Consider the following 24,792-nt stretch of genomic DNA (forward strand, 5'->3'; position numbering starts at 1 on the left):
CGTTGAAGGCCAGGGTCACCGCCCTGGCCACCGCCCACCCGCTCTACCCGGAACTTCCCCTTCTCTCTTCCACGATTGGAGCCTGATCATGGCCGATCTGCTGCCCGAGCACCCTGAATTCCTGTGGCGCAATGCCGAACCCAAGCCCTCCTATGACGCAGTGATCGTCGGCGGCGGCGGACACGGCCTGGCCACCGCCTACTATCTTGCGAAGAACCATGGAATGACGAACATCGCCATCCTGGAACGCGGCTGGCTGGCCGGCGGCAACATGGCCCGGAACACCACCATCATCCGTTCGAACTACCTCTGGGACGAGAGCGCGGCGCTGTACGAGCACTCGCTCAAGCTCTGGGAGGGCCTGCCCGAGGAGCTGGACTACGACTTCCTGTTCTCCCAGCGCGGGGTCATGAACGTCGCCCACACCCTGCAGGAAGTGCGCGATTCCAAACGCCGGGTCAATGCCAACGCCCTGAACGGGGTGGACGCCGAATGGTTGGAGCCGAACCAGGTCAAGGAGCTGTGCCCGATCATCAACACCGGGGACGACATCCGCTACCCGGTCATGGGCGCGACCTACCAGCCGCGGGCCGGCATCGCCAAGCACGACCACGTCGCCTGGGCCTTCGCCCGCAAATGCGACGAGATGGGCGTGGACATCATCCAGAACTGCGAAGTCACCGGATTCGTCAAGGACGGCAACCGCGTGGTCGGCGTCGAGACGAGCCAAGGACGCATCCTCACCGACAAGGTGGGCTTGTGCGGGGCAGGACACTCCTCGGTCCTGGCCGAAATGGCGGGTTTCGACCTGCCGATCCAGTCCCACCCGCTGCAGGCCCTGGTCTCCGAGCTCTTCGAGCCGGTCCACCCCACGGTGGTCATGTCCAACCACGTCCACGTCTACGTTTCGCAGGCACATAAGGGCGAACTGGTCATGGGTGCCGGCGTGGACCCCTATAACGGCTACGGCCAGCGCGGTGCCTTCCATGTCATCGAAGAGCAGATGTCGGCCGCGGTCGAACTGTTCCCGATCTTCTCCCGGGCGCATCTGCTGCGCACCTGGGGCGGCATCGTCGACGTGACCATGGACGCCTCCCCCATCGTGTCCCCGACACCGATCGAGGGGATGTACGTGAACTGCGGCTGGGGCACCGGTGGCTTCAAGGGAACCCCCGCGGCCGGCTACACCTTCGCCCACACCATCGCGACCGGGGAAGCGCACCCGCTAAACGCCCCGTACGCGCTGGACCGCTTCGAGACCGGACAGCTGATCGACGAGCACGGCGCTGCCGCCGTCGCTCACTAGCACCCACTTCCAGAAGGACTTCCCATGCTGCTCATTGAATGCCCCAACTGCGGGCCACGCGATGAAACCGAATACCACTACGGCGGCCAGGCCCATGTCGCCTATCCGGAGAACCCGGACGAGCTGACCGACAGCGAATGGTCGCGCTACCTCTTCTACCGCAAGAACCCCAAGGGCATCTTCGCCGAACGCTGGAACCACGCCGCCGGCTGCCGCAAATGGTTCAACGCATTGCGGGACACCTCCACCTATGAAATCCAAGCCATCTACCAGTTGAACGAGCCGAGACCCGATATCGCCTCCCCCGAGCTGATCCACGCACGGCAGAACACCCCCGAAGGAGGAACACGATGAGCCCCACCCAGCCCGCAGCGCCGCTGGCAGGCCGCCTCGGCGCCGACCAGGTCCAGGGCCACGGCATCGACAGGTCCCGGACCATCAGCCTCACCCTCGACGGGCGGGCCCTCGAAGCCCACCCCGGTGACACGGTGGCCTCGGCCGCCCTCGCCGCCGGCCGGATCGGCTGCGGCAACTCGCTGTACCTGAACCGCCCGCGCGGCATCCTGGCCGCCGGCGTCGAGGAGCCCAACGCCCTGATCACCGTCGCCTCCCGCTTCGCCGGGCAGGTCGACGAGTCCATGCTCCCGGCCACGGTCACCCACGTGACCGACGGGATGAAGGCCAACTACCTCAGTGGTCTGGGGGTCATGGATCCACGCCGTGACGAGGCCTACTACGACCGCAAGTACGTGCACACCGACGTGCTCGTCGTCGGCGCCGGCCCCGCCGGGCTGGCCGCCGCCCGCCAGGCGTCGGACTCGGGGGCGCGCACGATCCTCATCGACGAACAGCCGGATCCGGGCGGATCGCTGCTCTCCTCCAGCACCGAGGAGATCAACGGCACCCCCGCCGCCCGGTGGGCCGCGGACACCGCCGAGGAACTGGGCCGGGGCCAGGAGTTCACCTATCTGAACCGCACCACGGCCTTCGGCGCCTACGACGAGAACTACATCATCGCCGTCCAGCGGCGCACCGACCACCTGGCCGAGGATCCGGGGGCCGGGGTCTCCCGCGAACGCATCTGGCATATCCGGGCCAAGCAGGTCGTGCTGGCCACCGGCGCCCATGAGCGTCCGCTGGTCTTCGCCAACAACGACCGCCCCGGCGTCATGCTTTCCTCCGCGGTGCGCAGCTACCTGAACCGTTACGGCGTCGCCGCCGGTTCCCGGGTCGTGGTCGCCACGACCAACGACGCCGCCTACGCCACGGTCGCCGACCTGCATGCGGCCGGCGTCGTCGTCGCCGCGGTCGTCGACTCCCGCACCGAGGCCTCGGCCGAAGCCTCGAAGGTCCTGGCGGCCACCGGCGTCCGCTCGCTGCTGGGCTCCGCCGTGGTGGACACCGCCGCCGACGGGTCGGGCCGCGTCGCCTCGGTGACCGTCACCGCGGTGGACCATGACGGTCAGGCCACCGGCACCGCCGAAGAGATCGACGCGGACCTGCTGGCGGTCTCCAACGGGTGGAGCCCGGTGGTGCACCTCTACAGCCAGCGCCAGGGCAAGGTCGCCTGGAACCAGGAGCTCGCGGCCTTCGTGCCGGGCAAGCCGCTGAAGAACATGCACACGGCCGGCGCCTTGAACGGTTCCTACGATCTGGCGTCCTGCCTGTCCGAGGGCCATGCCTCCGGTGGCGAGGCCATCGCCGCCGTCGGGCATTCGGCTTCCGTCGCCGCCGCCTCGACCGCGGCCTGCGACATCGCCCCGTCCCGGCCCCTGTGGCTGGTCCATGGCACCGGAGGCAGCGAAGGCGAATGGGACACCCATTTCGTGGACCTGCAACGCGACCAGACGGTCGCCGACGTCGTCCGCTCCACCGGGGCCGGCATGCGCTCGGTGGAACACATCAAGCGCTACACCTCGATCAGCACCGCCAACGACCAGGGCAAAACCAGTGGCGTGGCCGCCATCGGCGTCATCGCCGCCGTCCTGGGCATCGAGGAGCTCGGGGAGATCGGCACCACCACGTTCCGGGCGCCCTACACCCCGGTCGCCTTCGCCGCCCTGGCCGGCCGCCAGCGCGGACAAATGCTCGACCCGGCCCGGTTGACGTCGATCCACCCTTGGCATCTGGCCCACGGGGCGGTGTTCGAGGACGTCGGCCAGTGGAAGCGTCCGCGCTACTTCCCGCTGGACGGCGAGGACATGGATACCGCGGTGCAGCGTGAATGCGCGGCCACCCGTGAATCCGTGGGCTTCCAGGACGCCACCACCCTGGGCAAGATCGAGATCCGTGGCCGCGACGCCGGGGAGTTCCTCGGGCGGATCTACACCAACGGGTTCAAGAAGCTCAAGAACGGGATGGGCCGTTACGGCCTGATGTGCACCCCCGACGGGATGATCTATGACGACGGGGTGACCCTGCGGCTGGAAGAGGACCGCTACTTCATGACCACCACCACCGGTGGGGCGGCGAAGATCCTGGACTGGCTCGAGGAATGGCTGCAGACCGAGTGGCCGGAACTGGATGTGGTGTGCACCTCGGTGACCGAGCAGTACTCCACGGTCGCCGTCGTCGGGCCCAAGTCCCGCGCCGTGATCGCCAAGCTGGCCCCCGATCTGGACCTGACCAACGAGAACTTCAAGTTCATGGCCTTCCGCGAGACCACGTTGGCCAGCGGGATCCCGGCACGGATCTGCCGGATCTCCTTCTCCGGTGAACTGGCGTTCGAAATCAACGTCTCGTCCTGGTACGGACTCAAGGTGTGGGAGGACGTCGCCGCGGCCGGCGCCGAATTCAATATCACCCCGTACGGCACCGAGACGATGCACGTGCTGCGCGCCGAAAAGGGGTTCATCATCGTCGGGCAGGACACCGACGGGACCGTCACCCCGCAGGACGCCGGCATGGATTGGGTGGTCTCCAAACTCAAGGACTTCATCGGCAAGCGCTCCTATGCCCGTGCCGATACGGCCCGCGAGGACCGCCACCATCTGGTGGGGGTGCTGCCGGTGAACAAGACCACGCTGTTGCCCGAAGGGGCGCAGCTGGTCACCTCCGGAACACCCATCACCCCCCAGCAGGGTCCGGTGCCCATGGAGGGCCACGTGACCTCCAGCTACCGCAGCCCGGCCCTGGGCCGAACCTTCGGTCTGGCCTTGGTCAAGAACGGCCGCAACCGCATGGGCGAGGTCGTGCAGTCCCTGTTGGACGGCGAACTCGTCGACGTCGAAATCGCATCCCCCATCCTCTACGACCCTGAAGGGAGCCGTCGCGATGGCTGAGAACACCTTGGAAGCACCCTCCGTGAGCCAGGAGGTCGCCGCGCTGCGCACCAGCCCGGTCGGCTATCTGGCCCGGAACATGGCCGCCGGCTCCGTCGCCGGTGAACGGGGCGTCGCCCTGCGTGAACTGCCGTTCCTGACCCAGATCGGCCTGCGGGTCGTGCCGGGGTCGGCCACCGCCCGGGTCATGGAGTCGGCGCTGGGACTCTCCCTGCCGCAGCGCGTGGGCGAAGTCGGCGGCGACCAGGACCGCGCGGTCCTGTGGCAGGGACCTGATGAGTTCCTGCTCGTCGGGCCCCCGGACAGCGTGGACGCCGCTCCCCTGGCCGAGCTGCTGGGCGACGGCGAAGGCGCCCTGCCCGGCTCCGTCGTGGACCTGTCGGGGAACCGCACCACGCTGGAACTCTCGGGCCCCTCGGCCCGGTCGGTCCTGGAGAAGGGGTGCCACTTCGATATGCACCCCTCGGTCTTCGCCACCGGTTCAGCCGTCACCACGACCATCGGCCCCGTGCCGGTGATCTTGTGGAAGACGCAGGAGGACACGTTCCGGATCATGCCGCGCGCCTCCTTCGCCGATTACATGGTGCATTGGCTGCTCGATGCCATGCTCGAGTTCTCGGCGGCAGAGGTGGCCTGATGGCACTGAGCACCCTGGACCTGTTCTCGGTGGGAATCGGTCCCTCCTCCTCCCATACGGTCGGTCCCATGCGGGCGGCCCGGCGGTTCACCGCCGGGCTGGCCGCGGACTCCCTGCTGTCCTCGGTGGCCCGGGTCAAGGCCGAACTCTTCGGCTCCCTGGGGGCCACCGGCATCGGCCACCATTCCGATCAGGCGGTGATCCTCGGGTTGGCCGGACATGATCCGGCGACGGTCGATACCGCCATCGCCGGGGAGCTGGTGGCCTCCTGCCTCCGCGAGGGGAGGCTGCCGCTGGGCGGTGGCGCCGATATCGGATTCAACGATGAACGTGACGTGGTCCTGCACCGGCGCAAATCGTTGCCCGCCCACCCCAACGGCATGGTCTTCCAGGCCTTCGGGGCGGACGGAGCGACGATCCGTCAGAGCACCTACTACTCCATCGGCGGCGGGTTCGTGGTCGACGACGTCTCGGCTGAAGCCGACCAGCTCGTCTCCGACGAGACCCCGTTGCCGCATCCGTTCAACACCGGCGGCGAGCTGCTGGCCGCCTGCCAGACCTCCGGACTGTCCATCGCAGAAGTGATGATGGCCAACGAGAACTCCTGGCGGCCCGAGGCGGAAACCCGGGCCGCCCTGCTGCACATCTGGTCGGTGATGGAGGAATGCGTGGAAAACGGCTGCACCCGTACCGAGCCGGTGCTGCCCGGCGGGCTGAAGGTCCGCCGTCGTGCCCCGGAGTTGCGGGAGAAGCTGCGCCAGCAGGAGGCGGAAGGCCGCATCAACGGGCTGGAACCGGCCGACCCGCTATGGGCGATGGAATGGGTGAACCTCTACGCCCTGGCGGTGAACGAGGAGAATGCCTCGGGTGGGCGCATCGTCACGGCGCCGACCAACGGGGCCGCCGGCATCATCCCGGCGGTGCTGCACTTCTATGCGCGGTTCATCGACGGCGCGGACGAGGACGGGATCGTCACGTTCCTGCTCACTGCCGCGGCCATCGGCATCCTGTTCAAACAGAACGCGTCGATCTCCGGCGCCGAGGTCGGCTGCCAGGGCGAAGTCGGGTCGGCCTGTTCGATGGCTGCGGCGGGCATCTGCGCGGTGCTGGGCGGCACCCCGGAACAAGTCGAGAACGCGGCGGAAATCGGAATCGAGCATAACTTGGGGCTGACCTGCGATCCCGTGGGCGGGCTGGTGCAGATTCCGTGCATCGAACGCAATGCCATCGCCTCGGTCAAGGCCATCAACGCCGCCCGGTTGGCCCGCCACGGTGACGGCGAACACCGGGTCACCCTGGATCAGGCCATCGAAACGATGCGTCAGACCGGGGCGGACATGAAGGATAAGTACAAGGAAACCTCGCGCGGCGGACTCGCCGTGAACGTCATCGAGTGCTGAGCAGCCCTCCCTTTCCAGAAAGCAGGAACCCATGGTCCAGGCCTCCGACTCCCCCATGCACGAATTCGTCCTGAGCCTCGATTGCGCCGAACGACCGGGCATCGTCCATGCGGTGTCGGGGTTCCTGCTCGACCATGGCGGGGACATCCATGAGTTGCGTCAATTCGACGACTTCCATGAGGGCAGGTTCTTCCTGCGGGTGCATTTCGTCAGCCGTCCGGGCCCGGATTCCCCGCTGGTCGCCTTGGATCCGGAGCTCGAACTCCAGCGCCTGCGTGGGGCCTTCTCCGAACTCGGCGCCACGTACGGGATGCAGTGGAGCCTACGCCCGCTGAACGAGAAGCGCCGGGTGCTGGTGATGGTCTCCAAATTCGGGCACTGCCTCAACGACCTGCTCTATCGTTCACGCATGGGCGAATTGCCGGTGGAGATCGTCGCCGTCGTCTCCAACCACCTCGACCACCAGTCGCTGGTTCAATGGCATGGCATCGACTACCACCACGTTCCGGTCACCGCCGACACCAAGCCGGCGGCCGAGGCCCGGCTGCTGGAACTGATGGAGGACTACGACGTCGAACTGGTGGTCCTGGCACGCTACATGCAGATCCTCTCCGATGAGCTCAGCCGCCAACTCACCGGGCGCACCATCAACATCCACCATTCCTTCCTACCCAGTTTCAAGGGGGCCAAGCCGTACCACCAGGCCCATGCCCGCGGGGTGAAGACGGTCGGGGCGACCGCCCATTACGTGAACAGCGAATTGGACGAGGGGCCGATCATCTCCCAACAGGTCCAGGACGTGGACCACACCTTCTCCCCCGCGGATCTGGTCGCGGCCGGACGAGATACCGAATGCCGGGCGCTATCCAACGCCGTGCGGTGGCATTGTGAGGGCCGGGTGTTCCTGCTGGAGAACAGGACCGTGGTCCTGCGCTAGCTGTACAGCAAGCCGTCGACGATAAGCTGGAAGGCCAGGAGCCTCCCCGCACGGGGAGGGATCGGAGGTTGTGATGGCAGAAGAACGCCAGGGATTGGTCATTGTCGGAGTCGATGGTTCCGCCTCATCGGTGGAGGCGCTGCGTCAGGCCCGGCATGTCGCCGTCGGGTTGAACGCACGGATCGAAGCGACCGCCTGCTGGGACTACCCGCCGATGCCCGAACGGTACGAAGTCATGGGCATCGAGGGGTTCTCCGAACGCGTCGAACACACGGTCGCGGCCGCCTTGAAGGAGGCCTACGGACCGCAGATCCCGGAGAACGTGAGCATCCGGTTGCGTCAGGGCAGTGCCCGGCCGACCCTGATCGAGGCCAGCAAGGAGGCCGATATGCTCATCGTCGGTCGTCGGGGCCGCGGAGGATTCGTCGGGCTGCTGATGGGCTCGGTCAGTTCGGCCTGCATCGCCCGGTCCTTCTGCCCGGTGCTGGTGGTGCGGGGTCCAGCACTGGCCGATACCGAGATCCCCGACTGATCCACGCCCCGTTCAGACGCCCAGCGCGTCGACGGCGCTGCCGATGAGCAGTACGAAGCCGGCGGCGACTGCCGCTGCCGGGGCGGCCACCACGGTGCTGGTCAGCCCCAGGGCCAGCCCGGCGATCCCCAGCGCCACCATGACCGAGCCGAGCCAGAGGAATATCGGGGCGGCGAAGGCCCGGGCATAGGGCAGGAAATGTGCGCCCACGGCCAGGGCGACCACCGCCGGTTCCAGGCCCTCGCGCCCTGCGGCTTCGAGCCAGCGGATCCCGATGAACATGATCGCGAACATGGCGATCAACCCGCCGAAATAGACGATCCCACCGGTCCGGTCCGGCCGGGGGTGGGGCGGAAGCGGCCGGGGCCGCAGCAGCACCGCCCAGACCCACAGTCCGAGGGCGGCCAGCCCGAGTAGCCGCAGGCCCAGGGCCCACGGCCCGTCCAGGGCCGGGGTATTCACGACGATGAAAGCGCAGCCGCCCACCGCGCCGACCACCGAACCCGATACCCGGGGATGTCCCATCCGCCGATATCCGGGAACCGGGGTCGTGCCGGTGGGCGGCGGCGCCGTGGCGGCGCCCTGGTCCGGGGTGCTCGTGCGTTCTTCCATGGCCTGCTTCCGTCGTGGGATCGGCTCACGACCCTACTACCGGGGGGCTTCGGGGCGGCAGTGACATCGGTCATTGCCGCCCCGGGACCTTCCCGGACGCTTAGTCCAGGTGGGTCGGGGCGAACATCTTCAGCAGGGTCTGGACCACGATGACGTTCGGGCCATCCGCCGCGAAGGATTCCTCCAGGGCCTGGGCGATGTCTTCGGGGGCCACGGCTCGCGCCGGGATACCGAAGGACTCCGCCAGGGCCACGAAGTCAGGCCGGGACAGCTCGGTGGCCGTGGCCTTGCCGAACGCCCCTTCCATGTATTCGCGCAGGATGCCGTAGCCCCCGTCGTCGACGATCAGCCAGGTCACCGCCGTGTGGTGCTGTTTGGCGGTGGCCAGCTCGGCGATCGAGTACATGGCCGAACCGTCGCCGGAGACGGCCAACACGCGCCCATCGATCCCGGTTTTCCCATCCACCGCAAGACCGACGGCACCACCGATGGCCGCGGGATACCCATATCCCAGGCCGCCGGCACCCTGCGCCGAATGGAACCCGCCCTCGCGGGCATCCCAGCAGCTCCACCCCCAATAGGCGGCGATCGTCATATCCCAGAAGGTCTGCATCGTAGCCGGGACGGCGGCCCGGATGTCCGCCATGAACTGCCGTTCCATGCCCAGATCCTGGGCGTCCAGGCGTGCTCTCACCAGGTCCAGGGTCTCGGCCACGACCTGCTCGGGGGTCTTTCCGTGCCAGTCGACGGATTCCGCGTCGCGTCCGGCTCCCGTGGTGCGCTGGACCTCCAGGGCGTCCGAGAGGAAGCGCAGGGCGGTTTTCGCGTCGGCACGAATGCCCAGTGCCGGGCTGTTGGATTCCAGCACCCGGGGTTCTGCGTCGATCTGGATCATGCGTCCGCGCGGGGCCAGGGTGAAGTAGTTGGAGGTGACTTCGCCCAGCGCCGAGCCGATGACGATCAGCACGTCGGCGTCCTCGAGGACCTCGGTGGTGTGACGGTCCTCGATCCACGACTGCAGGCTCAGCGGGTGTTCCCACGGGAAGGCACCGTTGCCCCCGGGTGAGGAGATCACCGGGGCGCGGAGCTGTTCGGCCACGCGCAGCAGCTCGGCCTGGGCCCCTGCCCGGCGGACACCGCCACCGGCCACGATCGCCGGACGGTGGGCCTGGCCGAGCCAGCGGACCGCTTCCTCGATCAGTTCCACCCGCGGGGGGTGCTCGTAGGCTTCGGCGAGCGCGTCGACCACCGGCGGGACGAAGACCTCGGAGAGCAGCACGTCCTGCGGGACCTCGACCCAGACCGGCCCCTGCGGCACGGTGATGGCGTCGGACCAGGCGTCCTGGATCGCCGAGGGGATCCCCGAGGCGTGGTGGACGGTGCGCTGGGATTTGGTGACGTTCGCGGCGGAGGCCTTCTGGTCGTCGAGCTGGTGGAGCATGCCCTTGCGTCGGGCCCCGAGGCCGTCCAACGGGATCTGGCTGGCGATGACGACCATCGGCACGCCCGTCGCATAGGCCTCCTGTAGACCGGCCAGCGAGGTCAGGGCCCCGGGGCCGGTGGACAGGAACAGGACGCCGACCTCACCGGTCGCGCGGGAGTAGCCGTCGGCGGCGAAGGCCGAGTTGTTCTCCACCCGGGAGGAGACGAAGTCCAGGTCCGACCGGGACAGGGCATCGAACAGGCCCAGGGCGTGTTGGCCCGGGATGCCGAAGACCGTGCGGGCCCCGAGTCCGCTCAGGGTCTCGATCGCCAGGTCGCCGCCGTTGCGCGGTGCGGTGTTCCCGGAGGTTTCCGGGGTGTTCTGCAGGGTGTCGGGCACTTAGGAATCCTTCTGCTCGGTGGTTCGCTTATCCGCCATCAGCGAGACGAGGTCGTAGGCGACGTGGGAGGCCGCGATGCCGGTCATCTCGGCATGGTCGTAGGCCGGGGACACCTCGACGAGGTCGGCTCCGACCAGGTTCATCCCGCGCATCCCGCGCAGGATCTCCAGCAGTTCGCGACTGGTGATGCCGCCGGCCTCGGGGGTGCCGGTGCCGGGGGCATGAGCCGGGTCGAGCACGTCGATGTCCACGGAGATGTACAGCGGCCGGTTGCCGATGCGGTCGCGCAGCTTATCGACGATTTCACGCACCCCCTGGTAGTAGACGTCCGAGGAGGTCACGATGCCGAAGCCGAAGCGCTTGTCATCCTCGAGGTCCTTCTTACCGTACAGCGGTCCACGGGTTCCCACATGGGAGATCGCCTCGGTATCCAGGATCCCTTCCTCGACGGCCCGGCGGAACGGGGTGCCGTGGGTGTATTCGGCCCCGAAGTAGGTGTCCCAGGTGTCTAGGTGGGCGTCGAAGTGGAGCATGGCCACCGGTTCCCCGGCCCGCTCGGAGGCGGCGCGCAGCAACGGCAGGGCAATGGTGTGGTCCCCGCCGATGGTCATCAGCGTCGAGCCGTCGGCGGTGAGGTCCAATGCGTTCTGCTGGATCGTTTCGATGGCGTCGTTGATGTTGAAGGGGTTCACGGCCATGTCCCCGGCATCGGCGACCTGGACCTCTTCGAACGGGGAGAGGTCCATGGCGGGGTTGTAGGGCCGCAGCAGGCGGGAGGACTCCCGGACATGGTTGGAACCGAACCGCGCCCCGGGCCGGTAGGAGACCCCGGCGTCGAAGGGGACCCCGACGACCTTGATGCCGGCCTCCGGGGCCTGGTCCAGTCGCGGCAGACGGGCGTAGGTCGCCGGTCCGGCAAAGCGCGGGATCTTCGATGAATCGATGGGGCCGATCTTTCCATTGGCCTCGACGCGGATCTCTTCCATGCTGCTCCTTCTCGACGGGCCCCCTGAACGATCCCGCCCATGGTTGCCTAATAAGATACTTTCGTTGCCTTCCATGCTATTTGTGGTGTGTGGCACAGTCAAGACGCCCGGCGAGGTTCCGCCCGAAAGGTCCAGACCGTGATGATCCCGGACCCCTCACAGGCCCCCGGCAAGCGTAGTGTTCGGGTTCATGAGCAGTGCAGCAGGCCCTCGACGCGCGGGCGGCCGCGCGGGCGCTTCGGCGCCCGGCGGGCGCCTCGGTGGCTGGCTCATGGATTCGGCGGTCGCCCACCCCGAGGCCCCCTGGCAGGACCGCCCCTCCCGGGTGGCCGGCCAGCCCTGGTGGAAGGTCATGTGCCTGTCGGGGCTCGACTACTTCTCCACGCTGGGTTACCAGCCGGCCATCGCCGTCCTGGCCGCCGGGGTGTTGGCTCCCCTGGCCACCGTGGTCCTCGTCGCGGTCACCCTCGGTGCCGCGCTGCCCATCTATCGCCGGGTCGCCTCCGAAAGCCCCCACGGCCAGGGCTCGATCGCCATGCTGGAACGACTGCTGCCGCATTGGAAGGGCAAGGTGCTGGTCCTGGTGCTGCTGGGGTTCGCCGCCACGGACTTCATGATCACCATGACGCTTTCCGCGGCCGATGCCACCGCCCACATCATCGAGAACCCCTTCGCCCCGGCATTTCTGGGCGGCCAGAACGTGGCCATCACCCTGGTGCTGCTGGCCCTGCTGACCCTGCTGTTCCTGCGCGGTTTCACCGAAGTCATCTCGTTGTCCGTCCTCCTGGTGGGCCTCTACCTGGCCTTGAGCGTCGTCGTCCTGGCCTCCAGCCTGGTCCGGGTCGCGGCCTCCCCCGGACCCGTCGGTGATTGGTGGACGACACTGAGCAGCAGCCATGCCAGTCCCTGGCTCATGATCGCCATGGCCCTGCTGGTCTTCCCCAAGCTGGCGTTGGGCCTCTCCGGCTTCGAGACCGGGGTCGCCGTCATGCCGCAGATCCGTGGCCGCGCCGACGACACCGAGGCGGCCCCCGAGGGGCGGATCGCCGGGGCGAAGAAACTATTGACGACCGCCGCGGTGACCATGAGCGTGCTGCTGGTCGTTTCCTGCGTGGTCACCACCTGGCTGGTCCCCGCCGACGCCCTGCAACCCGGCGGGGCCGCCAACGGCAGGGCCCTGGCCTATCTGGCCCATGAGCAGCTCGGTCAGGGCTTCGGCACCCTCTACGACCTGTCGACGATCCTCATCCTCTGGTTCGCCGGCGCCTCGGCATTGGCCGGCCTGCTCAACCTCATCCCCCGCTATCTACCCCGCTTCGGCATGGCCCCCGAATGGGCCCGGGCCAACCGCCCGCTGGTGCTGGTGCTGGCCTTGATCGCCGCCGCCGTCACCCTCGCCTTCGACGCCAGCGTCGACGCCCAGGGCGCCGCCTACGCCACGGGGGTCCTGGTGCTGATGACGTCCGCGGCGGTCGCCGTGGCGATCTCCGCCCACCGTCGGGGCCAACCCCTGCGCAGCGCCCTGTTCTCGCTCGTCGTCCTCGTGTTCACCTATACGACGGTCGCCAACGTCATCGAACGTCCCGACGGGCTGCGGATCGCGGCACTGTTCATCATCGCGATCCTCTTCGTCTCCTTCATTTCCCGCTTCCGCCGTTCCACGGAACTACGGGCCACGACCGTTTCCTTCGACGTCGCGGCCCACACGCTGTTGAGTGCCGCCGCCGAGGCCTCCTCGGTCAACCTGATCGCCCACGAGCCGGTCAGGTTCAGCGCCGAACGCTATCGCCATAAGCTCCAGCATGCCCGCACGGCCAGCCACCTGCCGGTCACGGCGAAGCCGGTGTTCATCGAAATCGGCATCGGTGATTATTCGGATTTCGCCCAGGACGTGCTGGTCCGCGGCACGCTGCGGCACGGGTATGCGGTCCTGGAGGCCACCGCCCCCTCGGTCCGCACGGCACTGGCGGCGATCTGCCTGGGCATCCGCGACGAATACGGCATCATGCCGCATCTGTACTTCCGCTGGACCGAGGGCTCACCGGTGCGCAACCTGCTGGGTTTCCTGCTGTTGGGGCAAGGGGAGATCGCCCCGTTGACCCGTGAGGTGCTCCGTGAGGCCGAACCGGATCTGCAGCGACGCCCGTGGGTCCATGTCGGCTGAACCCGGCTACCTCGACGCGGCAGGGACCAGCGTCCAGAGGACCACCGCTTCCTCCTCCGTGGGGTTGATCCACGAATGCGGTTCGCGGCCCGGGAAGGTGACCGAATCGCCGCCCTCGAGCTCGAAGCGTTCATTGGCGAAGATGATGATGAAGCGCCCGGAGACCACATGCAGGACCTCGACCTCGCAATCCACCGAATACAGTTCGTCCTCGCCCTGCCCATGGGGTTCGATGACGGCGCGGATGACCTGCAGCCGCTTCTCCGACCGACTGGTCACCAGGCGTTCGATGATGCCGTGCCCGCCCAACGAGATCCGCGGGGCATCATCGAAACGGACCACATGGGTCTCGGGCTGGGCAAACAGCTCCCCCACCGACACCGAGAGGACCTGGCACAACGTGACCAGCGAGGCCACCGAGGGCGAGGTCAGGTCGCGTTCGACCCGGGAGAGGAAGCCCTTGGTCAGCCCGGTCGATTCAGCCACCTGTTCAATCGTCATACGCTGGGCATGACGCGCCGCCCGGATCTTCGAACCGATGGCAATCGGGGCGTTGCTGGGCTCGACGGGCAAGGCCTTCATGGGCGGTGTACTCCGGGTCTTCACAATGGATGTAGGTGCTGCATTACGTCACACAGCATAGGCCAATTGACCTGTTAGCCAGATCACTTTAGCTTAGTAGGCAACAGATGTTTACCTGTAAACATCATTTTTTGATCATCCTCCCTTTTCCGACCAGAGGTTCCCCATGGACATCATCAATATCGCGATCGTCATCGCGTACCTGATCGCGATGCTCGCGTTCGGCTGGTGGGGCAAGTCCCGCACCAAGAACAGCAGCGACTACCTGGTCGCGGGGCGCCGACTCGGCCCCTTCTTCTACACCGGAACCATGGCCGCCGTCGTACTCGGGGGCGCCTCCACCGTCGGCGGCGTCGGCCTGGGCTACGAATTCGGCCTCTCCGGCGCCTGGCTGGTCATCGCCATCGGCATCGGGGTGCTGCTGCTGAGCATGTTCTTCGCCCCGCGGCTGCAACGACTGAAGATCTTCACCGTCTCCCAGATGCTCACCCTGCGCTACGGCTCCAAACACGCCACCAACGCCTCGGCGGTGGTCATGCTGGCCTACACGCTGATGCTCTGTGCCACCTCCACCGGGGCCTACGCCACGATCTTCGTCGTGCTCTTCGACTGGGACCGCTGGCTCGCCATCGCCGTCGGCGGGGCGATCGTGCTCGTGTACTCCACCATCGGCGGCATGTGGTCCATCACCCTGGCCGACCAGGTCCAGTTCGTCATCAAGACCGTCGGTGTCTTCGCCCTGATGCTGCCCTTCGCCCTCTCGGCGGCCGGCGGCTTCGAGGGAATCTCCGCCGGCATCCCCGAACGGGCCCGCGATGAATTCTTCAGTTGGGGCGGCCTGGGCGCCGAGACGATCATCACCTACTTCGTGGTCTACACCCTGGGCCTGTTGATCGGCCAGGACATCTGGCAGCGGGTGTTCACCGCCCGCACCCCCAAGGTGGCCCGCTGGGGCGGAGCCACCGCCGGCATCTACTGCGTGATCTACGGCATCGCCGGGGCGATCATCGGCATGTCCGCCCGGGTCGCCCTGCCCGGCATCGACATCGAGGCCCTGGGCAAGGACGTCGTCTACGCGGAGGTCGCCATGACCCTGCTTCCGGTGGCCGTCGGCGGGATCGTCCTGGCCGCCGCCGTGGCGGCCATGATGTCCACCGCCTCCGGCGCACTCATCGCCGCGGCCACCGTGGCCCGCAACGACGTCACCCCCTTCGTCGCCAGCTGGTTCGGCAAGGAGATCGAGGTCAACACCGGGCGCAACCCCGAGCACGACGTCGCCGCCAACCGGTACTGGGTCCTGGGCCTCGGGGCCGTGGCGATCATCCTGGCGATCCTCGTCAACGACGTCGTCGCCGCCCTGACCATCGCCTACGACATCCTGGTCGGCGGGCTGCTGGTCGCGATCCTGGGCGGGCTGCTCTGGAAGCGCGGGAACGGCATCGGCGCCGCCCTGTCCATGGCGGCAGGGACCCTGGTCACCCTGACGACCATGATCACCCTGGAGGCACTGTCCACCGAGAAGTTCTCCGGGGTCTACGCCAATGAGCCCATCTACTACGGTCTGGGCGCCTCGTTGGTGGTCTATGTCCTGTTCAGCCTGCTCTCCCCGCCGACCCGCCCGGAAGTGGCCCGGCACTGGTCGGATCGGGTCGCCGGACGGGTCGACATGGAGGGCGTTTCCGCCGATCAGCAAGCCTGAACCCGCCCCGGCGTCGTCCTCGTTCCCCCCGGGTGACAGTGCTCCCGGGGGAGCAGATGTCGAACACGAATCTAGCCGCACCAACGCTGGGATGCAGCGGGAATGACGTGGAACACAGCTTGGGTTGCCCCGGCAATCACGTTAGGCTGGCAAAAAGCTTCATGAGACGCGGGCAACAGCTCCGACTACCCGCGCACCAACCCCAGGTTCGTGGGTGGTTCGGATGAAGAAGCGGCCCGCACGACAACGTGTTGGGTAAGAACGCACGAGAGGAAATCCGTGGCGCAAAGCGTCTCCGTCCTTCCAATTTTCGATTCGATGCTAGGCACCGTCTGCCTCAACGTGGACGGTCACTGGGAGCGCTTCATCGCGCCCCACCCCAAGGATCTCGACCATGCGCTGGCCAACACGGCCGGCCGACCGGTCTGGGAATCCGACTCCTGCGCACTGACCGTGCGTATTCCCCGGGCACACCGCCCCGACGGGGAAGCACAGGTGTTCTTCCTTGAACGCCTGCCCGTCCGCGACCGCGCCGAGGCTCCCTCGGGTATGCTGGTCGGCTGAAGGGGAGTAGTTCCACACCCCACCCGCGCTGGATCGTTGATCCGGCACGGGTGGACGAGGACCTGTCGACATACCGACCGCCCTCCCGGCGGTCCGGCATTCCACCCGGCACCACGCCGGGCGAACGAGACCTTCGGCCCGCCACTGGCGGTCCGAGGCTCGTGGCCACCCACCGACCTTTGACCGGCAGTCCCGCACCACCGCGGGGACATACGAACCGATTGAAGGACGCCCAATGACACCGGATGCCCCCTCCCCCGACGCCGATCCGCCAGCCGCGGAGGCCTCGCGTAGGGAGCCCACGCCCGCCGAGATCCGGCGCTGGCGCAAATACCTGGCCGACGAACGCGTCGAAGGTTCCATCTACCTCACCCTGGCCAAACGCCGTGAGGGCGAGGAACGCCAGATCCTGTTGGGTCTGGCCCGGGCGGAAGCCCGCCACCAGGAGCATTGGTCCAATCTTCTGGGCGAGCATGCCCGGAAGACCGCACGCCCCTCGCTCAGCCGCGTCATGCTGCGGTTCATGGCCCGCAACTTCGGTTCGGTCTTCGTCCTGGCCTTGGCCCAACGGGCCGAGGGCGCCTCCCCCTACGACAGCGACGCCGACGCCACCGCTCAGATGGCCGCCGATGAGCTGGTGCATGAGGAAGTCGTACGCGGGCTGGCGATCCGCGGCCGCAACCGGCTCTCCGGCAACTTCCGGGCCGCCGTCTTCGGGGCCAACGACGGGCTGGTCTCCAACCTGGCCCTGGTGATGGGCATCGGCGCCGCCGGGGTGTCCAGCGCGCTGGTCCTCTTTGCCGGGGTCGCCGGCCTGCTCGCCGGCGCCCTGTCCATGGCCGCCGGGGAATACGTCTCCGTCCGCTCGCAGCGCGAACTGCTCACCGCCTCCCAACCGACCCAGATCACGCTCATCGCCGCCCCGGATCTGGACCTGCAGGCCAACGAACTGGTCCTGGTCTACCGGGCCCGCGGCATGAGCCGGGAGGCCGCCGAGCACCGGGCCGCCGAACGGCTGGGGACCTTCAGCTGCGACTGCGACCCCTCATTGTCCCTGCAACCCGAGGTGCCCGAAACCGAAACCGGCGGCGACGAACACGAGGCCCTGGGCTCCGCCTTCGGCGCCGCCGCCTCCAGCTTCTGCTTCTTCTCCTCGGGGGCCTTGGTCCCGATCCTGCCCTACCTCTTCGGTATGGGCGGGCTGCCAGCCCTGCTGGTGGCCCTGCTCCTGGTCGGGGTCGCGTTGATGCTGACCGGGGGCATCGTCGGACTGCTCTCCGGCGCCTCCCCGGCCAAACGCGGGTTCCGGCAGCTGGCCATCGGCCTCGGTGCCGCCGGGGTCACCTACGTTCTCGGCCTGCTCTTCGGCGGGAACATCGGCTAGGACCCGCAGAACCCGGCCCCTTCCGTTCAGCTGGCGCGGCGCATCCGGCGGGCTGCGGCCACGGGGCGGCGGTCCCCCGCCGGGGGCGGGGTCGGCTCCTGCGTGTCCGGCTCGCCGGCCGGTTCGGTGCCCTGCCCGGGGGCCGGAGCATCCCGCCGTCCGGCCTTGGCTGCGGCGATCATCTCGCGTGCGGGCCGGCGTGGGGTCGTCGTCAACGGCCGGGGGGTCGCCCCGATCGGCGGCAACGGCTCCACGGGCACCTGCGGGGCGTTCTTCCGGGTCTTCGCCGCCTCGGCCTCCTCGGCCCGCGCGGCCTTCGTCCGGCGTTCGTGTTCCTGCCGGGCCGCCCTCTCCTCCTTGACCCGTTCGGCGGCGGCGGTCCGTTCCGCCTGGGCCCGCTCGAGCTCCGCCGCCTTCTGCGCCTTGGCCTGCTCCTCGCGGGCGGCCTCTGCCGCCTTCTCGGCCTCGACCCGCTCCTGTTCCGCGACCTTCTCGGCCTGGGCGCGTTCGGCCAGGGCGGCCTGCTCGGTCTTTTCCGTTTCCTTCAGTTCACGGGCGCGGCGGGCCTCGGCGGTGCGTTCGTTCCGGGCCGCCCGACGGGCGGTCTCGGCTTCCTCCGCCAGCACCAACCGTTCGGCCTTGGCCGCCTGGGCCGCAACGCCTTCCTCATCCTGCTGCGCCGCCTTCTGGGCGCGGGCCTGCTTCCGGGCGGCCTCCTTCGCCTCCTGGGCGGGGGTCAATGACTTGGCGCGGGGCTTCCGCGGGGAGGGACGCGGTGGTTCCGGCTCCGGGGGGCGCGGCGTATTGGGGTCGAAATAGTCGGCCAACCGATCCAGCGTGCGTTCGATGTTCACCGGGGTGCTGCGAGTGAACCCCATGACCTTCAGCGGCCATTGACGTTTCAGCCGCGAGGCATCCCAGGTCTCACGCACCAGCGTGCCCCGCGGGGCGGGGATCAATTCGTAGCGCCAGCGGTGGCCGTTGAAATGCCGCCAGGCGATCAGCCGGTTCTCCTCGAACTCCACCACCGTGTTCTGGATCCGATATCCCACGCCCAGGCGCATGTCCATCCCGAATTCGGAGCCCAGTGCCAGCCGCTGGGGTTCGTCCTGCCGGGCGCTCTTCACCGTGCCGGAGCCGTCGATGAGCGGATGCTTCGACGGGTCGACGAGTAGTTCGAAAATGGCCCCGGGAGGCGCCTGGACCAGGCGCTGCCGGGTCACGAGATAGGGATTCGAGTCCATAGCGCCAGCCTACCCAGCGCAGCTGCCGATCCTCTGGATCTCACCGGGCGCTGCGCCGACGGGTTCCGGGGCTCCTGCCCCGGGCCCGGGCCCCCCGGCGGGCCGGTCACCCGCCGGCGAGGATGTCCACGGCCGCCTCGGGGGTCTCCACCAGATGGATGGCCGCTGCCATGTCCCGGCCTTCGGCCAAGGATTCCAAGAGCGGCCAGGCCGGCAGTTCACGGGTCCAATGCCGCCGGCCCACCAGGATCATCGGGGTCTGGGTCCTGGCGGTTCCGTAATAGTTCTCGCAGGCATCCTGGAAGATCTCCTGCACGGTTCCGGCGGCCCCGGGCAGCACCACCAGCCCTCCGGTGCAGGCCTTGAGCAGCACGTCTTCACGGATCGAGTTGGCGAAGAACTTGGCGATATGGGTCGCAAACAGATTCGGCGGCTCATGCCCGTAGAACCAGGTGGGGATCCCCACCGTGGGTGTTCCCCGGGGATGGTCTTCCTGCACGGCGAGCGCGGCGCGCGCCCACTGCGAGATCGAGGGACGGAACGACGGGGCGGCGGCCAGCCGCGTGATGGCCGCCTCCAGGACCTCGTCCTCCTCCGCCGCGAGGTAGGCCCCGAGATTGGCGGCCTCCATGGCCCCGGGGCCGCCCCCGGTGGCGACCGTGAACCCGGCGCGGGCCAGGCTGCGTCCCAGATAGGCGGCGTCACGAAACCCTGCGGTGCCGCGTTCGGCCGCGTGTCCACCCATCACCCCGACCACCCCGCGGCCGGGGATCCGCCCCGGGGCATCGCCGTCGTGCGCACCGGCCAGCAGCTGCTCCAGGGCCACGCCGACCGCATGGTCGTGCAAGGTGGTGGCCAGGGCCATGTTCAGTCCGCCCCGACCGGCACCCCGGTGGCGGCTCCAGGCATAGATGCGCGCATCGGGGGTGTCCTCGTAGGCGTGGTCCTCCAGTCCCGCATAGAGGTCCTGTGCCGTGTAGAGCCCGCCGCGGTACGGATCGAACGGCAGCCCGGGCAGATCGGGGAAGACCAGGGCCCCGCGGCGACGTAGACCGGGGATGGAACCCGGCGGCAGATCACAGCCGAGGAAGACGGCACCGGAGACGTCGGACCGCTCCAACGCCCGTCCACGATCACGCAGATCCAATGATTGGCAATGCCAACCGGCCATCGGGACACCGCTGGTCTTCGTGCGGGAATCGAACTGGTCGACCGTGTCGATGTCCAGCTCACGGGGCGGTGTCTGCATCGCCGGCGAGGAGTTCATGAGCACACCCTACGGCGACAGCGGGCGGCCCGGCATCCTGGTTCGTCGGCAGGGGCCGGGACGTGAAACGATAGGAGGATGGCAGAATCCGATTTTCCCCTCGTTGACGCCCGCGAAATCCTCCGTGTGGTCGGTGGTGCGGCGTTCACCCGTGGGAAGGGCTATGCCAATGCGGAGCACGTCCTGGACCTGGAATTCAGCGCCGGGGACCCCCGGCTGACCGCCCGGGTCATCGGCACCGAGGAGGAGCCCTACAGCACCTCGGTGGCCCTCGTGGACCGCAAGGGGGAGTGGACGGTCGGCGAAACCTGGTGCAGTTGCCCGGTCGGCACCCATTGCAAGCACGCGGCCGCGCTGCTGATCTATTCGAACACCCTGCACCTGCGTGCCCAACGGGTCTTCTTCGAGAACACCGCTGCCCCGGTGAAGGTCCCCGCCTGGCAGGACACACTGAATTCGCTGATCAGCGCCGGCGGCCGCAGCGGATCACCGCAGCCCCGGGCAGGGGCCCGGTCCCGGGGCGGCTCGGACCGCCACCAGCTCCAGCCCCTGGCCTTGCAGTTCGAACTCCAGGACACCACCCAGGTCGCCCACCGGCAGTGGGCTCCCGGTTCCGGGGTCGGACACCAGAACAATTCCGGACACCGTTGGCGCCTGGGCGTGCGCCCCATGGTCCGGTCCGGCAACGGACGCTGGGTCCGGGGCAACCTGCGCTGGAACACCATCAGCTTCAAGACCTACGGACTGAACCTGGATGAGGAACAGCATCGCTGGTTCTGCCAGTTCGTCCCGCTCTACCGCGCCAACGGGCAGCTCTACTTCGGTGAGGACAACGACTGGCTCTACCTGGACGAATTCTCCTCCCCGCTGCTCTGGTCGTTGCTGGATGAAACCGAATCCCTGGGCATCCGGCTCATCGGCCCCCGGTCCGCCACCACCATCCGGCTGGCCGACACCGCCTCCGTCTCCCTCACGGCCGGGCATCCGGAGGATGACGACGGGGCCCTGGGGCTGACTCCCCTGCTCAGTCTCGACGGGCAGGAACTCGAGCTGTCCCCCGAGACCCCCGTGGGGGCCATCGGCAACCACGGCGTCTACGCGGCCCGGGAGGATGCCGAGCTGATCGTCTTGGCGCCCACCGCACGGAAGCTCGATGCCGCCGAGGTGGCCCTGCTGCACCAGCCCGAAACCGTCGTCGTTCCCGCCCAGGAAGTCGGTGACTTCATGTCCTCCGTCTACCCGCGGTTGGGACGCCGGCTGGCCATCAATGCCGCCGACGATTCGGTCGAGCTGCCGGGGATCCTGCCGCCCAAACTCATCCTCGAGGTCACCTACCCCGGCGGGGACACCGCCGAGCTGGCCTGGGACTTCGATTACGGGCATGGCCCCGTGGATGCGGACCTGCGCGATGTCGAGGCCGAATCGGCCCTCGAGGACGCCGCCCTGCACGCCGTCGAGGACTCCCCCACCTTGGCCGGTCGCGCCCTGGTCCCGCGCACCCTGCGCGGGCTGGACACCGTGGACTTCATCCGCCGGTCGCTGCCGCTGCTGGAACAGGTCGAAGGCCTCGAGGTCCGGGTCACCGGTCAGCCCCCGGCCTACCGTGAGCTGACCGAGTCCCCCGAGCTGACGGTCACCACCGTTGAATCGGATAAACGCGACTGGTTCGACCTCGGCCTGGTCGTCGCCGTCGGGGAGCACCGCATCCCCTTCGCCGACGTCCTGCGGGCCCTCTCCCGCGGGCAGAGCCGCATGCTCATGCCCGATAAGACCTACTTCTCCCTCGAGCACCAGCTCTTCGACAGGCTGCGTGACCTCGTGGCCGAGGCCGGGACCCTGAACGACAAGAACTCCGACCTGCAGATCACCCGCTACCAGGCCTCCCTCTGGGAAGAGCTCGAGGAGCTCGCCACCGTCACCGAGGGCCCCGATTCCTGGTACGCCGGAGTGAATTCGCTGTTGGATGTCGCCGAGGCCGATCCGCCGGCATTGCCCGCCGGGCTGAAGGCAACGTTCCGTCCGTACCAGCGTCAGGGCTTCGAATGGCTGGCCATGCTGTGGCGCAACAACCTCGGCGGCGTCCTGGCCGATGACATGGGCCTGGGAAAGACCGTGCAGGCCCTCGCCTTGATCCTCCATGCCAAGGACCAGTGGGATTCCGCCCCCGATGCCACCGGCGGATCCGACGCTGCCACCGGGACCCCGGCCTCGTCCTCCACCTCCGTGCCCGGACCGTTTCTGGTGGTTGCCCCGACCTCGGTGGTGGCCAACTGGTCGGATGAGGCGGCGCGCTTCGCCCCCGACCTGCGGGTGGCCGCCATCGCCGACACCCAGGGCCGGGCCGCCCGTCCGCTGGCAGCCATCGCTGCGGAGAACGACGTCGTGGTCACCTCCTATACGCTCTTCCGGCTCGACTCCGAGGCCTACCAGTCACAGAGGTGGTCCGGTCTGATCCTGGATGAGGCCCAGTTCGTGAAGAACAAGGCCACCAAGGCCCACCACGCGGCCCGCGATCTCGACGCCGCCTTCAAACTGGCCATCACCGGTACCCCGATGGAAAACAACCTGATGGAACTGTGGTCGATCTTCGCGATCGTCTCCCCCGGCCTCTTCCCTTCGGCACTGCGCTTCGCGGAGAACTACCAGCGCCCCATCGAGAAGCAGGGGCTGGATGAGCCGTTGGCCAGATTGCGCCGACGCATCCGCCCGTTCATGCTCCGGCGGACCAAGGACGCCGTGGCCACCGATCTGCCGCCCAAGCAGGAGCAGGTCCTCAATGTCGAGTTGGCACCGAAGCACCGGAAGATCTACGACACCCACCTGCAGCGCGAACGACAGAAGATCCTGCGCCTGGTCGAGGACATGGACAAGAACCGGTTCACCATCTTCCAGTCCCTGACGTTGTTGCGCATGCTCTCGCTCGATGCCTCGTTGGTTGATCCCGAATACGAAGGCGTTCCCTCGGCCAAACTCGATGTGCTCTTCGAGCAGCTGGCCGACGTGCTCGCCGAGGGCCACCGTGCCCTGGTGTTCAGCCAGTTCACGTCGTTCCTGAAGAAGACCGCCTCCCGGCTCGACGACGAAGGCGTCGACTACGCCTATCTCGACGGGTCCACCCGACGGCGTTCCGAGGTCATCGAAGAATTCAAATCCGGCCGGGCCCCGGTGTTCTTGATCTCGCTGAAGGCCGGTGGCTTCGGGCTGAACCTCACCGAGGCCGACTACTGCTTCCTGCTGGATCCCTGGTGGAACCCCGCCGCCGAATCCCAGGCCGTCGACCGGGTGCACCGCATCGGGCAGACCCGCAACGTCATGGTCTACCGGATGGTCGCCAAGGACACGATCGAAGAGAAGGTCGTGGCTTTGCAGGATGCCAAACGGCAGCTGATCTCCTCGGTCATGGATGCCGGCGAGGGCTTCGGCTCGGCCATGACCGCCCAGGACATCAGGGACCTGCTGGTCGAGTAGTCCCCACCCCGCGCATGGGTAGTTCTCCCCATCGCCCCATAACGCGCTTTCTTCTAGCCTGAATCCGGAAGAAGGAGCATTCGGGCGGTGGAGGGGGGCAACATGACGTGGAAAATCGATGTTCCCGCCGTGCGCACGGTCCTCGAGTTCAATTTTGGAGTCGATAGCATCCAGAGCACTGGGAAAACGGTGAGTGATGATTTCGGCAATTGGCAAAACTACTTCATCGATGGGATTCAGGAAGCGGGAAACAGCGCCGTGGACGGAACCCAGGAGTCAGCTGGCCGGGTAGGGGAACACCTCCAGCAGACGGCAGAGGGCCTGATGCGGGAACGCTCTGAAACACACCGCGATCAACCCACCCGTTAGAAAGGCATCGGATGACCCTCCGCAGCACCACCGGCGGCATCTTGGCTCTCGGACTTGTCGGCGCCTTGGCCATGACCGCCTGCACCCCCAACCTAGGAGAACCCATGGATGCAACTACGGCAGCTTCCTCCCCCTCCGGCCAGCGCGACGCCTTATCGATCCGCGAGGACTTCTATGTCGAGATTGCCCAGTTTACCGAAGAAGCCGGTGGAAAGTGGACGTATCTCGACGGCGATTCCTTCTCCCCCGAGGACCGTGCCTCATTCTCTCCGAAGGCCTGCGCCGGTGCCGACGACGACGGACCACGGCAATTATTGTTGCTCCTGCTCTCCGGGCCCAGCAAGGAAGGCCCGGCCGAGATCAAGCGCATCAAGTCGGTGCTCGAAGACCGGGGTCTGAAGGTCACCGGATATATCCCCGGCACGACCGATGGTGAGACGTCCTCCGTCGACGCGGAAAGCACCACGGGGCAATACGTTTCCTATGGCACCAATGCTCAGCGCACGACCGTCAGGTTCGGCAGCGAATGCTCCTCTG

The 24,792-nt window shown here is 67.7% G+C and carries 20 protein-coding genes and 1 riboswitch; of the genes, 14 read left to right on the top strand and 6 right to left on the bottom strand.

Features of this window, described 5'->3' with window-relative positions; all coding sequences use genetic code 11:
- The first annotated feature begins 88 nt into the window (after positions 1 to 88).
- The 7 genes from ACT3S6_RS14500 (at position 89) to ACT3S6_RS14530 (ending at position 8,093) form a co-directional block, all read left to right on the top strand.
- Positions 89 to 1,306 carry a sarcosine oxidase subunit beta family protein gene (locus ACT3S6_RS14500; RefSeq protein WP_444555534.1) on the top strand — a complete coding sequence of 406 codons (1,218 nt, stop codon included), beginning with the start codon at positions 89 to 91 and terminating at the stop codon, positions 1,304 to 1,306.
- Between the two features lie 24 nt (positions 1,307 to 1,330).
- A complete protein-coding gene (locus ACT3S6_RS14505) occupies positions 1,331 to 1,660 on the top strand; it encodes a sarcosine oxidase subunit delta (protein ID WP_444555535.1) in 330 nt (109 codons plus the stop codon).
- Positions 1,657 to 4,587: a sarcosine oxidase subunit alpha family protein gene (locus ACT3S6_RS14510; RefSeq protein ID WP_444555536.1), complete on the top strand. Its 2,931-nt coding sequence runs from the start codon at positions 1,657 to 1,659 to the stop codon at positions 4,585 to 4,587. Before ACT3S6_RS14505 ends, ACT3S6_RS14510 begins: the two co-directional genes overlap by 4 nt.
- Entirely contained in the window at positions 4,580 to 5,224 is a 645-nt protein-coding gene (locus ACT3S6_RS14515; protein WP_444555537.1) for a sarcosine oxidase subunit gamma, read from the top strand. Before ACT3S6_RS14510 ends, ACT3S6_RS14515 begins: the two co-directional genes overlap by 8 nt.
- Positions 5,224 to 6,624, top strand: a complete 1,401-nt coding sequence (locus ACT3S6_RS14520) for an L-serine ammonia-lyase (protein ID WP_444555538.1) — start codon at positions 5,224 to 5,226, stop codon at positions 6,622 to 6,624. Before ACT3S6_RS14515 ends, ACT3S6_RS14520 begins: the two co-directional genes overlap by 1 nt.
- A gap of 31 nt (positions 6,625 to 6,655) precedes the next feature.
- The gene (purU, locus tag ACT3S6_RS14525) at positions 6,656 to 7,561 is read left to right on the top strand and encodes a formyltetrahydrofolate deformylase (protein WP_444555539.1); all 906 of its coding nucleotides are present in this window, start codon (positions 6,656 to 6,658) and stop codon (positions 7,559 to 7,561) included.
- Positions 7,562 to 7,634: 73 nt separating this feature from the next.
- Positions 7,635 to 8,093, top strand: coding sequence for a universal stress protein (locus ACT3S6_RS14530; protein ID WP_444555540.1), 459 nt, complete (start codon positions 7,635 to 7,637; stop codon positions 8,091 to 8,093).
- A gap of 12 nt (positions 8,094 to 8,105) precedes the next feature.
- Here ACT3S6_RS14530 and ACT3S6_RS14535 read toward each other — a convergent pair whose 3' ends face one another.
- From ACT3S6_RS14535 to speB, 3 genes are all read right to left on the bottom strand, one after another.
- Positions 8,106 to 8,705 carry a hypothetical protein gene (locus ACT3S6_RS14535; RefSeq protein WP_444555541.1) on the bottom strand — a complete coding sequence of 200 codons (600 nt, stop codon included), beginning with the start codon at positions 8,703 to 8,705 and terminating at the stop codon, positions 8,106 to 8,108.
- A gap of 100 nt (positions 8,706 to 8,805) precedes the next feature.
- Entirely contained in the window at positions 8,806 to 10,527 is a 1,722-nt protein-coding gene (locus ACT3S6_RS14540) for a thiamine pyrophosphate-binding protein (protein WP_444555542.1), read from the bottom strand.
- The gene (gene speB, locus ACT3S6_RS14545) at positions 10,528 to 11,514 is read right to left on the bottom strand and encodes an agmatinase (RefSeq protein ID WP_444555543.1); all 987 of its coding nucleotides are present in this window, start codon (positions 11,512 to 11,514) and stop codon (positions 10,528 to 10,530) included. It abuts the gene before it with no gap.
- 190 nt (positions 11,515 to 11,704) lie between these two features.
- On the opposite strand from speB, the gene ACT3S6_RS14550 reads away from it, so the two are divergent.
- Positions 11,705 to 13,678 carry an amino acid transporter gene (locus ACT3S6_RS14550; RefSeq protein WP_444555544.1) on the top strand — a complete coding sequence of 658 codons (1,974 nt, stop codon included), beginning with the start codon at positions 11,705 to 11,707 and terminating at the stop codon, positions 13,676 to 13,678.
- Positions 13,679 to 13,684: 6 nt separating this feature from the next.
- Here ACT3S6_RS14550 and ACT3S6_RS14555 read toward each other — a convergent pair whose 3' ends face one another.
- Positions 13,685 to 14,260, bottom strand: coding sequence for a helix-turn-helix domain-containing protein (locus ACT3S6_RS14555; protein WP_444555545.1), 576 nt, complete (start codon positions 14,258 to 14,260; stop codon positions 13,685 to 13,687).
- A gap of 166 nt (positions 14,261 to 14,426) precedes the next feature.
- Here ACT3S6_RS14555 and ACT3S6_RS14560 point away from each other — a divergent pair, with 166 nt between their 5' ends.
- The 3 genes from ACT3S6_RS14560 (at position 14,427) to ACT3S6_RS14570 (ending at position 17,907) form a co-directional block, all read left to right on the top strand.
- Positions 14,427 to 15,959, top strand: coding sequence for a sodium:solute symporter (locus ACT3S6_RS14560; protein WP_444555546.1), 1,533 nt, complete (start codon positions 14,427 to 14,429; stop codon positions 15,957 to 15,959).
- Between the two features lie 157 nt (positions 15,960 to 16,116).
- Positions 16,117 to 16,227: riboswitch (SAM riboswitch) on the top strand.
- Between the two features lie 50 nt (positions 16,228 to 16,277).
- The gene (locus ACT3S6_RS14565) at positions 16,278 to 16,523 is read left to right on the top strand and encodes a hypothetical protein (RefSeq protein ID WP_444555547.1); all 246 of its coding nucleotides are present in this window, start codon (positions 16,278 to 16,280) and stop codon (positions 16,521 to 16,523) included.
- Between the two features lie 235 nt (positions 16,524 to 16,758).
- Positions 16,759 to 17,907 carry a VIT1/CCC1 transporter family protein gene (locus tag ACT3S6_RS14570; RefSeq protein ID WP_444555548.1) on the top strand — a complete coding sequence of 383 codons (1,149 nt, stop codon included), beginning with the start codon at positions 16,759 to 16,761 and terminating at the stop codon, positions 17,905 to 17,907.
- Positions 17,908 to 17,933: 26 nt separating this feature from the next.
- Here the strand turns inward: ACT3S6_RS14570 and ACT3S6_RS14575 are convergent, their stop codons facing one another.
- On the bottom strand, positions 17,934 to 19,151 hold the full coding sequence (locus tag ACT3S6_RS14575; RefSeq protein WP_444555549.1) for a hypothetical protein: 1,218 nt from the start codon (positions 19,149 to 19,151) through the stop codon (positions 17,934 to 17,936).
- 106 nt (positions 19,152 to 19,257) lie between these two features.
- Entirely contained in the window at positions 19,258 to 20,418 is a 1,161-nt protein-coding gene (locus ACT3S6_RS14580) for an LOG family protein (RefSeq protein WP_444555550.1), read from the bottom strand.
- A gap of 78 nt (positions 20,419 to 20,496) precedes the next feature.
- Here ACT3S6_RS14580 and ACT3S6_RS14585 point away from each other — a divergent pair, with 78 nt between their 5' ends.
- The 3 genes from ACT3S6_RS14585 to ACT3S6_RS14595 form a co-directional block, all read left to right on the top strand.
- Positions 20,497 to 23,886 (top strand): DEAD/DEAH box helicase, encoded by a 3,390-nt coding sequence (locus tag ACT3S6_RS14585; protein WP_444555551.1) that lies wholly within the window; start codon positions 20,497 to 20,499, stop codon positions 23,884 to 23,886.
- Positions 23,887 to 23,988: 102 nt separating this feature from the next.
- Positions 23,989 to 24,255, top strand: coding sequence for a hypothetical protein (locus ACT3S6_RS14590; protein ID WP_444555552.1), 267 nt, complete (start codon positions 23,989 to 23,991; stop codon positions 24,253 to 24,255).
- A 104-nt stretch (positions 24,256 to 24,359) separates the two neighbouring features.
- Positions 24,360 to 24,792: hypothetical protein (locus tag ACT3S6_RS14595; RefSeq protein WP_444555553.1), on the top strand; the 433-nt coding region annotated here is incomplete at its 3' end.

It is taken from the genome of Arthrobacter sp. AOP36-C1-22 (assembly GCF_052377515.1).
Classification (GTDB): Bacteria; Actinomycetota; Actinomycetes; order Actinomycetales; family Micrococcaceae; genus Arthrobacter_H.